General features: G+C 67.9%; 13 protein-coding genes. 8 read left to right on the top strand and 5 right to left on the bottom strand.

The window, feature by feature from the left end:
- Positions 1-34: 34 nt before the first annotated feature.
- Positions 35-700: an SDR family oxidoreductase gene (locus ORI27_RS03435; protein ID WP_265995251.1), complete on the top strand. Its 666-nt coding sequence runs from the start codon at positions 35-37 to the stop codon at positions 698-700.
- Between the two features lie 67 nt (positions 701-767).
- Here the strand turns inward: ORI27_RS03435 and ORI27_RS03430 are convergent, their stop codons facing one another.
- Complete coding sequence (locus tag ORI27_RS03430; protein WP_265995105.1) at positions 768-1823, bottom strand: IS110 family RNA-guided transposase; 1056 nt, start codon at positions 1821-1823, stop codon at positions 768-770.
- A 259-nt stretch (positions 1824-2082) separates the two neighbouring features.
- Entirely contained in the window at positions 2083-4956 is a 2874-nt protein-coding gene (leuS, locus tag ORI27_RS03425; RefSeq protein WP_265995104.1) for a leucine--tRNA ligase, read from the bottom strand.
- Between the two features lie 255 nt (positions 4957-5211).
- On the opposite strand from leuS, the gene ORI27_RS03420 reads away from it, so the two are divergent.
- From ORI27_RS03420 to ORI27_RS03410, 3 genes are read left to right on the top strand one after another with little or no spacing between them, the layout of a single operon-like run.
- Positions 5212-6159: an LpqN/LpqT family lipoprotein gene (locus ORI27_RS03420; RefSeq protein WP_265995103.1), complete on the top strand. Its 948-nt coding sequence runs from the start codon at positions 5212-5214 to the stop codon at positions 6157-6159.
- A 23-nt stretch (positions 6160-6182) separates the two neighbouring features.
- Positions 6183-6521 carry a hypothetical protein gene (locus tag ORI27_RS03415; RefSeq protein ID WP_265995102.1) on the top strand — a complete coding sequence of 113 codons (339 nt, stop codon included), beginning with the start codon at positions 6183-6185 and terminating at the stop codon, positions 6519-6521.
- Between the two features lie 16 nt (positions 6522-6537).
- Positions 6538-7524, top strand: a complete 987-nt coding sequence (locus ORI27_RS03410; RefSeq protein ID WP_265995101.1) for a bile acid:sodium symporter family protein — start codon at positions 6538-6540, stop codon at positions 7522-7524.
- Here the strand turns inward: ORI27_RS03410 and ORI27_RS03405 are convergent.
- Positions 7511-8116 (bottom strand): YqgE/AlgH family protein, encoded by a 606-nt coding sequence (locus ORI27_RS03405; protein WP_265995100.1) that lies wholly within the window; start codon positions 8114-8116, stop codon positions 7511-7513. The two genes, ORI27_RS03410 and ORI27_RS03405, sit on opposite strands and share 14 nt — an antisense overlap.
- Before the next feature lie 71 nt (positions 8117-8187).
- Here ORI27_RS03405 and ORI27_RS03400 point away from each other — a divergent pair, with 71 nt between their 5' ends.
- The 4 genes from ORI27_RS03400 (at position 8188) to ORI27_RS03385 (ending at position 13462) form a co-directional block, all read left to right on the top strand.
- Positions 8188-9474 carry an MFS transporter gene (locus ORI27_RS03400; protein WP_265995099.1) on the top strand — a complete coding sequence of 429 codons (1287 nt, stop codon included), beginning with the start codon at positions 8188-8190 and terminating at the stop codon, positions 9472-9474.
- A 42-nt stretch (positions 9475-9516) separates the two neighbouring features.
- Complete coding sequence (locus ORI27_RS03395; protein WP_265995098.1) at positions 9517-10290, top strand: TIGR03084 family metal-binding protein; 774 nt, start codon at positions 9517-9519, stop codon at positions 10288-10290.
- Positions 10291-10418: 128 nt separating this feature from the next.
- The gene (locus ORI27_RS03390) at positions 10419-10997 is read left to right on the top strand and encodes a molybdopterin-dependent oxidoreductase (protein WP_265995097.1); all 579 of its coding nucleotides are present in this window, start codon (positions 10419-10421) and stop codon (positions 10995-10997) included.
- The gene (locus tag ORI27_RS03385) at positions 10994-13462 is read left to right on the top strand and encodes a putative bifunctional diguanylate cyclase/phosphodiesterase (RefSeq protein WP_265995096.1); all 2469 of its coding nucleotides are present in this window, start codon (positions 10994-10996) and stop codon (positions 13460-13462) included. Before ORI27_RS03390 ends, ORI27_RS03385 begins: the two co-directional genes overlap by 4 nt.
- Here the strand turns inward: ORI27_RS03385 and ORI27_RS03380 are convergent.
- Together ORI27_RS03380 and ORI27_RS03375 are read right to left on the bottom strand one after the other, a co-directional pair.
- A complete protein-coding gene (locus ORI27_RS03380; RefSeq protein WP_265995095.1) occupies positions 13372-13887 on the bottom strand; it encodes a pullulanase in 516 nt (171 codons plus the stop codon). The genes ORI27_RS03385 and ORI27_RS03380 overlap by 91 nt on opposite strands.
- 7 nt (positions 13888-13894) lie before the next feature.
- Positions 13895-15394, bottom strand: coding sequence for a CCA tRNA nucleotidyltransferase (locus ORI27_RS03375; RefSeq protein WP_265995094.1), 1500 nt, complete (start codon positions 15392-15394; stop codon positions 13895-13897).
- Between the last annotated feature and the right edge of the window lie 96 nt (positions 15395-15490).

Genomic DNA, 15490 nt, shown 5'->3' with positions numbered 1-15490 from the left:
GTCTACCAGCGGGCAGGAGCGAACCGACCAGGGGATGAAATCAGTTCTCATCACCGGGGCCGGCGGCGGTATCGGATCCGCGATTGCGGAGGCGCTGGCACCCACCCACACTCTACTGCTTGCAGGCCGGCCCTCGACCCGGCTCGACGCCGTCGCCGCCCGCCTCGGGGCGACCACCTGGCCGCTGGACCTCACCGACCAGGACAGCATTGAGGCCGCCGCCGAGCCGCTCGCCGAGCTCGATGTGTTGGTCCACAACGCCGGTGTCGCCCATCCGGGAAAGTTCGACGAGTCCATACCCGAGCAGTGGCGGTCGTGTTTCGAGGTGAACGTGACCGGCCCCGTCGCCCTCACCCTGGCGCTGCTGCCCGCGCTGCGAGCGGCCCGCGGCCACGTGGTGTTCATCAACTCCGGCGCCGGACTGAACGCATCACCGGGCCTGGCGGCGTATTCGGCGAGCAAGTTCGCGCAGCGGGCGTTCGCCGACTCGCTCCGTGCCGACGAACCCGGCCTGCGGGTCACCAGCGTGCACCCCGGACGGGTCGACACCGACATGCAACAGGATCTGGTCGCCTACGAAGGCGGGCAGTACGACCCGGCGAAATACCTCAAGGCCGAGACCGTCGCGCGGATTGTCGCCGAGGTGATCGCCACCCCGCCCGACGCACACACCCATCAGGTGGTGGTCCGGCCGCGTTGATCTCGGGTCGAGATCGACATTTTGAGGGGATTTACTCGCACTATCTCGGCAGTTTATTGCTCCTATGTCAAGCGGCGAGGTGTTGATCGGGCTGGTGGCGTGATTTCTCGTCGGCGTGGAGGCGGTTGAAGACGGTGCGGCTGAGGCGTCGTTTGAGGCAGCGCAAAGCTTCGGAGGATGAGTCGCCGCCGGCTAGCCGTTTTCGGTAGTAGGCCTGCCCAGTATTGCCGGCCATGCCGATCTGGGTGATGGCGATGCGGTGCAGTGCTGCGTTGAGTTGGCGGTTGCCGGCTCGGTTGAGGCGCATGCGACCGGCGGTGTTACCCGACCAGGCCGGGATCGGGGCGGTGCCGTTGTGACGGGCGAACGCCGCCTCGCTGGTGAAGCGGCCGATGCCGGCGGATTCGCCGACCAGTTTGGCTGCGGTGAGTTCACCGCAGCCCGGCAGCGCCAACAGCGCTGGTGCTACCGCTTGCACGGCGGTGCCGATGCGGTAGGCCAGCGCGTTGATCATGGCGGTGAGTCGCACGATGTCGGCCAGCTCATCGGCAGCCACCTCGACCAGTACTCCCTCAAGGGTGCCCAACCAGTCCGCCAGGGCCTTATGGGTCTTGGCGCGATCCATCGATCCCTTCTTCGGGTTACGGACAGGATCGAGTTCGTGGACGCGGCCCAGGAATCGGTTGATGATCGACGTGCGTTGCGCCACAAGGTCTTCACGGCGATCAACCAACAGCTTCAACTCCCGTGAGACCGTGTCGTGGGCAGCCACCGGCAGATCAGGTTCACGCAGGACTGCCCGCGCCACCGCGAGTGCGTCGATCGGGTCAGACTTGCCCCGATCCCGTCCGCCAGCACGGTGCAGCGCCATCAACTTCGGCGCCACCCGCACCACCTTCTGCCCCACTGAAAGCAGATCGCGTTCCAGACGCGCGGACAGATTGCGGCAATCCTCGATGCCCCACACCAGCTCGCCGCCGAAGTTTTCGCGAGCCCATCGTATGGCAGCGGTGTGCCCGGACGTCGTTGCTGGGACCGTTTTCCTGCCGAGTTCGCGGCCGACGTCGTCAACGGCGACGAAGGTGTGCGTGCGCTTGTGTACATCGGCTCCAATGACCACCATGGACAGTGCCTTCCTTTCATCAGGTGGATGAGGTGAAGGTTGGGCCGACCGGCTGGACACATCTCAGTGGGGGCGATGCCACGCTCCTATCAAGTCACGCCGGTCGGTCCTTCCCACCTGATGCCGGCAAAACAAATCCATGCCAACCCCCACAGGGTGGCAGTCGGTTTGCGAGCACACACACCAGGTAAGAAGAACCCAACCACCGCAATAGCGGCAATCACCAAAATGACACTGAGTCGGTTTGGGCGGAAAGGAATCACACGACGAGGTTGACCAGGCGGCCCGGCACCACGATGACCTTCTTGGGAGTCGCGCCGGCCAGGAAGGCCTGCACCTTCTCGTCGGCCAGCGCGCTCGCCTCGAGGCTGGCCTTGTCGGCGTCGGCGGCGACGGTGATGCGTCCGCGAACCTTGCCGTTGACCTGCACCGGGTACTCGACGGTATCGGTCACCAGATACTGCGGGTCAGCCGTCGGGAATGGGCCGTGGGCCAACGACTTCTGGTGGCCCAGCCGCTGCCAGAGTTCCTCGGCCAAGTGCGGGGACAGCGGCGCCACCATCAATACCAGCGGCTCCAGGGCCGCGCGAGCGGCGACGCCTTCCTTGGTGAGGTGGTTGGTGTACTCGATGAGCTTGGCCGCGGCGGTGTTGTTGCGCAGGTTCGCGTAGTCGTCCGACACGCCCGCGATCGTGCGGTGCAGCAGCCGCAAAGTGTCATCGCTCAGTGCCTCATGCTCGGAAATCCTTGCTTCACCGGTAGATTCGTCGACCACGAGCCGCCATACCCGTTGCAGGAACCGATGCGCGCCGACGACGTCCTTGGTCGCCCATGGCCGCGACGCCTCCAGCGGGCCCATCGACATCTCATAGACCCGCAGTGTGTCGGCGCCATAGCTGTCGCAGATCTCGTCCGGAGAGATCGAATTCTTCAGGCTCTTGCCGATCTTGCCGAACTCCTGAAAGACCTCTGTCTCGCCGTCGGGACCGGGCAGGAAGAACTTTCCGTCGCGCTCGACCACGTCGGCGGCCGGCACGTAGGCGCCCCGGGAGTCGGTGTAGGCGAAGGCCTGGATGTAGCCCTGGTTCACCAAGCGGCGGTAGGGCTCCCGCGACGTGACGTAGCCGAGGTCGTGCAGCACCTTGTGCCAGAACCGCGAATACAGCAGGTGTAATACCGCATGCTCGACACCACCGACGTAGAGATCCACGCCACCGGGATCCGCCGCGCCGTGCTCGGCCGGTCGCGGACCCATCCAGTAGGCCTCGTTCTCCTTGGCACAGAACTCTTCTGAGTTGTGCGGATCGGCGTACCGCAGCTCGTACCACGAGCTGCCGGCCCACTGCGGCATCACATTGGTGTCACGGGTGTAGGTCTGCAGGCCGTCGCCCAGGTCCAGCTCGACGTGTACCCACTCGGTGGCCTTGTTCAGCGGGGGCGACGGCTCGCTGCCGGCATCATCGGGATCGAACATCACCGGCGAGTAGTCGGCGATGTCGGGCAACTCCACCGGCAGGGCGGATTCCGGCAGTGGGTGGGCGCGCCCGTCGGCGTCGTAGACGATCGGGAACGGCTCGCCCCAGTACCGCTGGCGTGCGAAAAGCCAGTCGCGAAGCTTGTATTCGACCCGGGCGCGGCCGCGGGCGTCGGCCTCCAGCCGCTCGGTGATCGCCTTCTTGGCGTCCGCAACGTTCAGCCCGTCGAGGTACTGCGAATTCACCAGCGCACCGTCTCCGGTATGCGCGGCCTCCGAGACATCGCCGCCAGCAATGACTTCCAGGATCGGAAGCCCGAACTCCGTCGCGAACTCCCAGTCACGCTGGTCGTGACCGGGCACCGCCATGATGGCGCCGGTGCCGTAGCCGACCAAGACATAGTCGGCGATGAAGATCGGAACCTGTTGTCCGTTGGCCGGATTGATCGCATACGTGCCGAGGAAGACCCCGGTCTTGGTCTTGTTCTCCTGGCGCTCGAGATCAGACTTCGCCGCGATGGAGCGCCGGTAGGCGGCCACCGCCTCAGCCGGGGAGGCCGCGCCGGAGGTCCACCGCGGATCCACGCCGTCGGGCCACTGCGTGGCGGCCAGGGTGTCGACGAGCTCATGCTCGGGGGCCAGCACCAGGTAGGTGGCGCCGAACAGGGTATCGGGCCTGGTCGTGAACGCCTCGATATCGACACCGTTAGCACCGAACAGCACCGACGCACCGGTGGAGCGACCGATCCAGTTGCGCTGCATCGTCTTGACCTTCTCCGGCCAGTCCAGCACGTCGAGGTCCTCGAGCAGCCGGTCGGAGTAGGCGGTGATCCGCATCATCCACTGCCGCAACCGCTTCCGGAACACCGGGAAATTGCCCCGCTCGCTGCGGCCGTCAGAGGTGACCTCCTCGTTGGCCAGCACGGTGCCCAGACCGGGACACCAGTTCACCAGCGAATCGGACAGGTACACCAGCCGGTAGCCGTCGACGACGTCGGACCGTTCCCCCGGCGAGAGCGCGGACCAGGCCCGTCCGTCATCGAGACTGCGTGCGCCGCTGGAGAATTCGTCCACCAATTCGGCGATCGGCCGGGCCTTGTTCTGGTCGGTGTCGAACCAGGCGTTGTAAATCTGCAGAAAGATCCACTGCGTCCACTTGTAGAAGTCGACGTCGGTGGTCGAGAAGCTGCGCCGCTGGTCATGCCCCAGACCCAGCCGGCCCAGCTGGCGGCGGAAGTTGACGATGTTGGCTTCGGTGCGGATGCGCGGATGCGTACCGGTCTGAATGGCGTACTGCTCGGCGGGCAGGCCGAACGCGTCGAAGCCCAACGCGTGCAACACATTGCGGCCGGTCATCCGGAAGTAGCGCGCGTAGACATCGGTGGCGATGTAGCCCAGTGGGTGCCCGACGTGCAGACCCTCACCCGAGGGATAGGGAAACATGTCCTGGACGAACATCTTGTCGTCGGGGACGGCCGCGCCGTCGGCGGGCGCCAGCGAGCCGACCGGATTGGGCACGTTGAAGGTGCCCCAGGCTTGCCAGTTGTCCTGCCAGTCCCGCTCGATGCGCCCCGCCAGTTCGGCGGTGTAGCGGTACCGCGGCACATCGGCGTCGGAGCCGTCAGGTTCCGCAGCTGCGGCGGTCGGCGATTCGGTCACGCACACAGGGTATAAGGGCCGCTCGAGACGCTGCGCACCCCTTTGGCAGCCGACTGTGACACCGCAGCTGCCGGCGGCGGTCTGTGACCTCCGTCGCAGGCGAGGCAACGACGCGATATCGGTTCCGTTGCGGTGCGGTCGACGGTTGATTCCAGCTCTGTTCCAGCCCTTTCCGCGGGCCTGGACGGACCGATACAGTCGGCCCCTGACAAAGGGGTCTCACCTGGCCCGACCGTGTCGAGAAGGACAGTCGCGATGATCACGATTACCCGTAATTGGCGGGTGGTAGTAGGTGGTGTAGCCGCCGGTACGGCCGCCGTCCTCGGATTTGCCGGCGCCAACGCGTCCGCCGAGCCGGTTCTTCCGGCTCCCCCCGCCCCGGCCCCGGTCACCGTCACCCAGACCGTCACCGTCGCCCCCGAGGCCGCCGCGGCCAACCTCGCACCTGCGGCCACCCCCGCGGTGGCGCCGGCAGCGGGTCAGGTCGCCACCGCACCGGCAGCGGGTCAGGTCGCCACCCTGCCGGCGGCGGCTCCCGTCGCCACCGCACCGGAGACCCTGGTACCGGCCGAGTCCGGCACCCTGACCGAGTACTTCAAGGACAAGGGCGTCGAGATGGAGCCGCAGAAGGCGGCCGGCTTCACCGCGATCAACCTCGTGCTGCCCATGCCGCGCGGATGGAGCGTCGTGCCCGACCCGAACGTCCCCGACGCGTTCACCGTGCTGGCCGACCGCCTCGGCGGTGACGGGCTGTACACCTCCAACGCCCAGCTGAAGGTCTACAAGCTGGTCGGTGACTTCGACCCGAAGGAAGCCATCACCCACGGGTACCTGGACAGCCAGCAACTGTTCAATTGGCAACCGACCGACGCGTCGATGGCCGACTTCGACGGTTTCCCGTCCTCGATCATCGAGGGCACCTACCGCGAGAACGACATGACGCTGAACACCTCGCGGCGCCATGTGATCGTCCCGTCGGGAACCGACCACTATCTCGTCTCGCTGTACGTGACCACCGCCGCCAACCAGGTGGTAGCCACCGCCGATGCGACCGACGCCATCGTCAACGGCTTCCGGGTCACATCACCGACGGCCGGCCCAGCGCCGGCCCAGGCTCCGGCACCCGAACCCGCGGCCGCCGCCCCGCTGGCCGACGCGGCGGCACCGGCCGCCGTGCCGGTGGTGCCCGTTCCGCAGCACTGAGCCCGGGCTCGTATTGTTGCCCCATGTTCGTCGTCGGCGTGGTGTGCCTGGGCATGGCCGTCCTGATCGGTGGCTCGGGCGTGTGGACGTTGACCCGGGCCTCGGCCGCTGACCTCACCGGACAAGTTCTGCGGGCGGTCGCCCCGACCCAACTGGCCGCGGCCGTCATGCTGGCCGCCGGTGGCGCCGCCGCCCTCGTGGCGCCGCCGAGCACCGGACTGACGGTGCTGATCGTCTGCGTGATCGGCGCGGTCGCAACCGTGGCCGCCGGCTCCTGGCAGGGAGCCCGCTATGCCGCTCGCCGGGAGGCCGAGGCCAGCTGCGCGGGCAGCTGCGCCAGCTGCTCGCTGTCCTGCAAGTGAGCCTGGCGGCTACCTGATGAGGGCCACGCTGTCCCGGTTCCCCATCGACACGTTCCTGTTGCTGCTCATCTCGGTCGTCGTGCTGGCCGCGTTCCTGCCCGCCAGCGGCGCGGCGGCCGACATCCTGTCGGTGGTCACCAAGGTGGTCATCGCCCTGCTGTTCCTGCTCTACGGCGCGCGGCTATCACCGCAGCAGGCCTGGCATGGGATGCGGCAGTGGAAGCTGCACCTGCTCGTGCTGGGCACCACCTTCGTGGCGTTCCCGCTGCTCGGATTGGCGGCGCGGGTGCTCGTCCCGTCGGTGCTGACCGAAGACCTCTACACCGGACTGCTGTTCCTGTGTCTGGTGCCCTCGACCGTGCAGTCCTCGATCGCCTTCACCTCGATGGCCCACGGGCACGTATCGGCGGCGATCGTCAGCGCGTCGCTGTCGAACATTCTCGGTGTGTTCCTCACACCGTTTCTGGTGCTGGTGCTCATGCCGATCGGCGGGACCATGCGGGTGGACGGGTCGGCAATCGGAGACATCGTGTTGCAACTGCTGGCTCCCTTCGTCGCCGGTCAGCTGTTGAGACGCTGGCTGGAGCCGGTGGTGACCCGCCACCCCGTGCTGACCAGAGCCGTCGACCGGGGCTCGATCCTGCTGGTCGTCTACGCCGCGTTCTCGGTGGGAATGACCGAGCACATCTGGAGCAGCGTCCAGCCGTGGCGGGTGGTCGCCGTGGCGCTGGTCAGCGCTGTGCTGCTGGCGATCGTGTTGGGCCTGACATGGATCACCGGCCGAGTTGCCCGACTGGACCGCGGCGACGCGATCGTGCTGCTGTTCTGCGGCTCGAAGAAGAGTTTGGCGTCCGGCCTACCGATGGCGCTGGTGCTGTTCCCACCAGCCACGGTGGGCCTGATCATGTTGCCGCTGATGTTGTTTCATCAGATTCAGCTGTTCGTCTGCGCGATGATCGCCAGCCGGCTGAGCCGGAGCGCGCCGCAGGTCAGTTCCGGCTGACGTCGATCGGATGGGTGGCCAGCAGTGACAGCGGCAGCGGCTGTCGGCGCAACACCCGCGACCACAAATCCACCCGCGGCTCGACCAGCACATCGGAAGGCAACGCTGACAAGACGATCCAGTCGTCGCGTTCGATCTCGCCCTCGAGTTGACCGATGGTCCAGCCCGAGTAGCCGGCGAAGATCCGCACCCCCTCGACGGCCGGGGCGATCAGATCGGGATCGGCGTCCAGGTCCACCATCACCATCCGGCCGGCGACGTGGCGCAGCCCGGGCATCCCCTGGGGGTCGGTTCCCACCCGCAGCGTGCCCAGGCACAGCGCCGCGTCGCGTTTGACGGGCCCGCCGATGAACATCGTCTTGGGCTTGGTGGCCAGTTTCGCCCACTGTGGCAGCACGTTGTACACGGCGGTCTCGCTGGGCCGGTTGAGCACCACACCGAGGGTGCCGCCGTCGTTGTGCTCGACCACGTAGATCACGCTGCGCCGGAACGTCGGCTCCAGTAGATCGGTGTTGGCCAACAGCAGCGTGCCGGGCCGCACCCGGTTCGCCGCGGGTGCGACGAAGTCTTCGGGATCTTCCGACTGCGCCACTCCACCATCATGGCATCACGGACCCGTTGCTGTGGTAACGGGCACGTGCCGATATTTGTACTGTTGGTCGGATGGTCGACAGCCGCGCCCTCGGTTCGCTATGGCGGTCGGTGCGCAGCTTGCCCGGGTTCTGGCAGCTGCTGGAGCTGCGGACGGCCAGTCAATTCGGTGATGGCCTGTTCCAGGCCGGCCTCGCCGGCGGGTTGTTGTTCAACCCGGAGCGGGCCGCGGATCCGTGGGCGGTTGCCGGCGCGTTCGCTGTGCTGTTCCTGCCGTATTCGCTCGTCGGCCCGTTCGCGGGCGCGCTACTGGACCGCTGGGATCGCCGGGCCGTCCTGGTCGCGGCCAACCTGGCGCGGCTGGTGCTGGTGGTCGCGGTCGCGCTGCTGCTCGCCGTCGGTGCCAGCGACCTGGCGATCCTCTGCGGCGCGCTGATCGTCAACGGCTTCAGCCGGTTCGTCACGTCGGGGCTATCGGCCGCGCTGCCCCACGTCGTCCCGCGCGAGCAGGTGGTGACCATGAACTCCGTCGCCACCGCGACCGGGGCGACCGCCACCTTCCTCGGCGCGAACTTCATGCTGCTCCCCCGCTGGCTCTTCGGCTCCGGCGACGCCGGCGCCGCCACGGTCATGCTGCTGGTGGCGATCCCCGTCGCCATCGCATTCGTGCTGGCGCTGCGCTTCCCCCGCCACCAGCTGGGTCCCGACGACACCGCGCGCGCGGTGCACGGGTCGGTGTTGTATGCGGTGGCCACCGGCTGGCTGTATGGGGCCCGGACCGTGCTGGCGACCCCGACGGTGGCGGGAACGTTGTCCGGCTTGGCCAGTCACCGCATGGTGTTCGGCATCAACACCCTGTTGGTGCTGGTGATCGTGCGGCACAGCGACACCCAGGCGGTAGCCGGCCTGGGCACCGCGGTGGTGTTCGTCGCCGCCACCGGCAGCGGCTCGTTTCTGGCCAACGTCCTCACTCCGCTGGCGATCAAGGGCTGGGGCCGATACGCGACCGCCAACGGGGCTTTGTTGTGCGCGGCGATAGTCCAATTAGCCGGCGCCACATTGCAGCTCGCGGTGATGATCGTGTGCGGATTCCTCCTCGGGCTCGCCGGCCAGATGGTCAAGCTGTGCGCTGACACCGCGATGCAGATCGATGTCGACGATGCGCTGCGCGGACATGTGTTCGCCGTTCAGGACTCGCTGTTCTGGGTGTCGTTCATCCTGGCGACCACCCTCGCCGCGGCGGTGCTCCCCGCCGACGGCCATGCACCGGGGCTCGCGCTCGCGGGCTCGGCGATCTATCTGGTCGGTCTTGCGCTGCACGTGTTTTTTCAGCGATCTCGGCGCGTGAACCGCCGCTGAGCGAACGAAAGCGCGCGGGGTGATGGGGGCTAGGTTGGGGTCATGACTGCCGCGGACCCGATCGTCGACGATCTGCGTGACGAAAGCGACGCCCTGGACGCACTCGTCGCACCGCTGGACCCGGCCGGCTGGGCCCAGCCCACCCCGGCGCCCGGGTGGACCATCGCGCATCAGATCGCCCATCTGTTATGGACCGATCGGGTCGCATTACTGTCCATCACCGACGAGCCGGCGTTCGACGAACAGGTGACCGCGGCCGCGGCCGACCCGCTGGGCTTCGTCGACAAGGCCGCCGAGGAATTGGCACTCATGCCACCCGCCGACCTGCTGGCGCAATGGCGCCGGATTCGGACGCAGCTGCACACCGCACTGCGCGGCGTTGCCGAGGGGCGAAAACTGGCGTGGTTCGGGCCGCCGATGAGTGCGGCGTCGATGGCCACCGCGCGGTTGATGGAGACCTGGGCGCACGGTCTCGACGTGGCCGACGCGCTCGGCGTCGTGGTCGCACCGTCGGCCCGGCTGAAGTCGATCGCCCATCTGGGCGTGCGGACCCGTGACTTCGCTTTTGCCGTGCATGGTCTGACTCCACCCGCCGAGGCGTTCCGCGTCGAGTTGACCGCCCCCGACGGCAGCCAGTGGACGTGGGGGGCCGACGATGCCGCCGAGCGGGTGACCGGATCCGCGGTCGATTTCTGCTACCTGGTCACCCAGCGCCGACCGCGCGCCGAGCTCGACGTGGTCGCCGACGGCCCCGACGCCGCGCGGTGGCTCGATATCGCTCAGGCATTCGCCGGTCCCCCCGGTCAGGGCAGATGACGCGCCGCAATCAGATGCACCGGTCTACTAGCTACTTCGCCAAAAGCTGATCATTCGGGCCGGTGAGCGCGCCAAACGCATTCCTCGAACGGGGAAAATAGTTGCCTTGAGCAGTATCATCGCCGTTCATGCGCACCCGCTTCCTCGCCGCCGTCGCAGCGGGGACACTGGGTGTGCTGGGCCCGGCGGGTTGCACGGCCACACCCCAATCCGATGACGCCTCACCGGCATCCGCGGCGTCGGCCTCGACGTCCAACCCGTACGGAATCGGCCCGATCGATCCCCCCGCCGCAGGGCAGCCCGTCCTGACGCTCACCGGCGGCAGTACACCCCTGTCCCTGACACTGGACCAGCTCAACGCCCTGGGCAGCACCACCATCACGATCGACGAACCCTTCGTCAAGTTGCGCGAAACCTACCGCGGTGTCCCGCTGGCCACCGTGCTGCAAAAAGCCGGGATCGCCGAGACCGCAACCATCGACACCGTCGGCCTCGACGACTACCACTACGTCAGCACCGCCAAGCCGATGATCGAGTCGCAGGCCCTGATCGCCACCGAATGCAACGGCGCGCCGATCCCCTACGACCAGGGCGGGCCGATCCGGATCGTGTTCCCGAACGGAACACCGCTGTCGTCACTGCTCGACGCGTGGAACTGGAGCCTGGCCTCGATCACCGTCACCTCCCCCGGTGGCGCCGGCTCGTGATCACCGACCACTGGCTGGCCCCGCCCGGCCCGCGGCTGCGGCTCACCCGTGGTCAACAGCTGGTGGCCGGTGTCCTGGTGCTGCTGCTCATCGCCCTGGTCGTGGTGGGCGTCCAGTCCTCGGCGCAACAGAGCGCACACGCCCACCGCATCGCCCGCAACGAGGCGGTGAGCGCCAACACGTTCTTCACGGTCCGTGATTCGCTGACCTACGTCGACCACACCCAGCAGTACCTGCTGGGTGTCGTGCCCCGCCGTGACGTGCAGCTGGCGCGGGCCCTGCTGGCCCAGCGCCTGCGGGTGATCGGCGCGAACGAGGTGAGCGCCGCCGAAGCCACCACCGCCGAATACCGCCGGGCCCTGACCGCACTGGACGGCGCGTTGGCCGAGGCGCCGGCCGGGGTGCTGGCCGTTGATCAGCGCAACCGGTGGGCCCGCATCATCGTGCCGAAAGCCGACGTCCTCTCGGAGGCGACCCGCGCGCTGGCCGTCAGCAGTCCGACCAGTCCGCAAAGCGTCAATCGGCGCACCGAGGAAGATCTGATGCGGGACCGGGTGATCGAGCTCAGCATGCTGATCACCGCCCTGGTCCTCGGCGCCGTACTGCTGTGGTGGGTCGCCGCCAATGTGGTACGCCAATACCGCAGCGCTCGAACGGCATTAGACGACGAGCGGCAGGCGCTGCGCAAAACAGAGGTCCGCCTCGACCGGGTCTCGGCGCTGGAGCGCGGTCAGGCACGCGTCCTGGAACGGATCGCGACCGCCGACCCAGTGCCGTCGGTCCTACGCCAGATCGCACAGCTGGCCGCCGACGTCACCGGAGCGGCGGCAGTCCGCATCGCGTTGGGTGCACGGTCGGTCGTCTATCCATCCGGCGCCGACGTGTCGGCAGATCCGGCCTGGACCGGCACGGTCACCGACACCGCGGACATCACCGGAACGCTCGAGGTGCTCGGCGATCCGCACGCCCTGGACGACCTGGCCCGCACCGCGCTCGTGCGGTGCCGGGACCTGGTGACACTGGCGCTCGAACGGGATGCGTCGGCGCGGCGGTTGTCCTACCAGGCCAGCCACGACGCCCTCACCGGGCTGGCCAACCGTGGCCTGCTGCTGGCCCGGCTATCGCAGAGTCTGCTGATGGCCCGCGAGCGCGGCACACCGCTGGCACTGCTGTTCTGCGACCTGGACCGCTTCAAGATCGTCAACGACTCCATCGGTCACGCCGGCGGTGACCAGCTACTCATCGAGGCGGCGCGCCGTCTGTCGGGCACGGTTCGCGAATCCGATACGGTGGCCCGCCTCGGGGGTGACGAGTTCGTCGTGCTGTGCCCGGAACTGCCCGACCGCGCCCAGGCCATCGCGCTGGCGGAGCGGATCCGCACCACACTCAGCGCCTCGTACACGATCGACGGCCAGGAGGCGTTCGTCGATGCGAGTATCGGGATCACCTTCGCCGACGAGTCGACGGTGTCCGGCGCCGAGCTGATGCGTGAGGCCGACGTGGCCATGTACCGCGCTAAGTTGACCGGCGGCGGCCATATCAACGTCTTCGATTCGTCTCTCGAGGCCGAGGTCGCCCAGCGCCTCGATTTCGACACCGCATTGCGGCACGCGGTCGAACGCCGGGAGCTGCGCCTGAGTGCCCAACCGATCGTCATGCTCGACACCGGCACCGTCACCGGTTTCGAGGTGCTGCTGCAGTGGCACCGGCCGGGACTGCCGGTGCTGTACCCCGGCGCATTCATCCCGCTCGCCGAGGACAACGGCATGATCGTCGAAATCGGCCGCTGGGTGCTGCGGGAGACCACCGAGACGCTGGCGGGCTGGCGAGCCGATGGCCTGGCGCTCGACCTGACGATGTCGGTCAACGTGTCACCCCGCCAGGTCCGCGAGCCCGGATTCGCCGAGGAGGTACTGCGCTTTCTCGACACCGCCGGTTTACCGCCCGAGTCGCTGATCATCGAGCTCACCGAACACGCCCTGGTCGACCTGCGGGTAGCCCATCCCACCCTCGCCCGGCTGCGCGAGGCCGGAGTCAGCGTCTCCCTCGACGACTTCGGAACCGGCTACTCGTCATTGACGCAGCTAAGCACCCTGCCGGTCGACCAGATCAAACTCGACCGCTCGTTCGCCGCGGCGCTCGACGAGGGCGACGCCAAACAACGCGGGGTGGTGCAGTCGGTGGTGTCACTGGCCAGCGCGCTGGACCTGGACCTGGTCGTGGAGGGCATCGAAACCGTCGCCGAACGCGACACCCTGCTGGACCTCGGGGCGCGCATCGGTCAGGGTTTCCTCTACCACCAGCCGGTGCTGTGGGACCTCGCTCGCCAGCTGCTCGAATCGGGCGGTGTCTGCGCGCTGTCCTCCGACGGCGATCAGAGTGGGCGGGCGTCGTCGGCGGAGCCGTCGCCATCGGCGTCCATCAGTTTCAGATCCCAGCGACCGTCCCCGTCGGTATCGACGTAGCCGGTGTCGAAACCTCCGTCGACGCCGGTCCGCAGTGCGCGGTCGGCCAACCCGTCGCGGTCGACATCGAGGAGTCGGTCTGCGCGCCCGTCACCGTCGATGTCGACGTCGCCGTCCGCGGTGTGCTCTACGCCGTCGAGACCGAACCAACGCGCCGGGGCAACCGGTCCCGCCGGCGTCAAGGCCCAAGTCCCGGATCCGTCGTCGGTGTAGAGATGCTCGGCGGTGCCGTCGTCGTCGAGGTCGAGCGCCGCGTGGTCGGCCAGACCGTCGCCGTCGAAATCGGCGAGCGCGTCGTCGAAAATCCCGTCACCGTCGACGTCCAACCGCACCCCGTCCAGCTGACCGTCGCCGTCGACGTCGATACCGGGGTGGCCGCTGAACATCGCCGCCGTTTCATCGCCGGATCCCAGGCAGTAGTCCATACCGGGATCAGACGCCGGGATCGCCCTTCGCGTTCCGTTCATTCCACCACGCCCGCAACTCGGTAACCGCTTCGTCGTGGGACAGCGGGCCGCGGTCCAGGCGTAGCTCCTTGAGGAAGTTCCAGGCCTGCCCCACCTGCGGGCCGGGCGGAATGCCGAGGAGCTGCATGATCTCGTTGCCGTCCAGATCGGGACGCACCCGCGCCAGGTCCTCCTTGGCGGCCAGCTCCGCGATCCGCTTCTCGAGTTGGTCATAGTTGGCCTGCAGCCGGGAAGCCCGCCGCTTGTTGCGGGTGGTGCAGTCGGCCCGAACCAGCTTGTGCAACTTGGGCAGCAGCGGCCCGGCGTCGGCGACATAGCGCCGCACCGCCGAATCGGTCCACTTGCCGTCGCCGTATCCGTGGAAGCGCAGGTGCAGATATACCAGCTGCGAGACGTCGTCGACCATCTGCTTGGAGTACTTCAGTGCCCGCATCCGCTTGCGGACCATCTTCGCGCCGACCACCTCGTGGTGATGAAAGCTCACTCCGCCGTCGGGCTCATGGCGGCGGGTGGCCGGCTTGCCGATGTCGTGCAGCAGCGCCGCCCACCGCAACACCAGGTCGGGGCCTCCCCGCTCCCCCGAGTCGCTAAGTTCCTGCCCCCCGGGACCCGGGTCCTCCAAAGCCATGGCTTGTCGCAGCACCGTCAGCGAATGCTGGTAGACGTCCTTGTGCTGATGGTGTTCATCGATGGCCATCTGCATGCCGCCGATCTCGGGCAGCACCACCTCGCCCATGCCCGTCTGGACCATCAGGTCGATACCGGCGACGGGATCGGTGCCGAGCAGCATCTTGTCCAGCTCGACGGCCACCCGCTCGACGGTGATCCGGCCCAGTTGCGGTGCCATCTCCACGATCGCGCGCCGCACCCGCTCGGTAACGTCGAACTGCAGCTGGGAAACGAAGCGCGCCGCCCGCAACATCCGCAGCGGGTCGTCGCCGAACGACACCTCGGGTGCCGACGGGGTGTCGAGGATCCGCTGCCGCAACGCGGTCAGGCCGCCGAGCGGGTCAATGAAGTCGCCGGGACCGTCGGCGGTGATGCGCACCGCCATCGCGTTGACGGTGAAGTCGCGGCGCACCAGATCGTCTTCGAGCCGGTCTCCGTAGCGGACCTGCGGGTTGCGCGACACCTTGTCGTAGCTGTCGGCCCGGAAGGTGGTGATCTCCAACCGGTGGCCGTCCTTGCCGGCGCCGACCGTGCCGAAGTCGATGCCGGTGTCCCACAACGCGTCCGCCCACGGACGGACGAGGCGCTGGACGGTGTCGGGCCGGGCATCCGTGGTGAAATCGAGGTCCGCGGTCAGCCGGCCCAGGACGGCATCGCGCACACTGCCGCCGACCAGGTAGAGCTCGTGGCCCGCCGCGGCGAACAAGCCGCCGATTTCGCGCAGCAGGCCACCCTGTTGGTTGAGCGCGACGAGGGCCCGGGCGAGCAGCTCGACGTCCTGGGAGGCTTCCGACACGTCGCGTGAGCCTAGCCGTTCGACGATGCGGGCGGGACTGCCGCCTGAGGAGGAGCACGGCAGGCAACCCGATCCGAGACCGGGCAGTACAACGAT

Origin of the sequence: Mycobacterium pinniadriaticum, from assembly GCF_026242045.1 — a bacterium.
Taxonomy (GTDB): domain Bacteria; phylum Actinomycetota; class Actinomycetes; order Mycobacteriales; family Mycobacteriaceae; genus Mycobacterium; species Mycobacterium pinniadriaticum.
The sequence above is the reverse complement of the archived record's forward strand: the minus strand, read 5'-3'. Positions and strand labels throughout refer to the sequence as shown.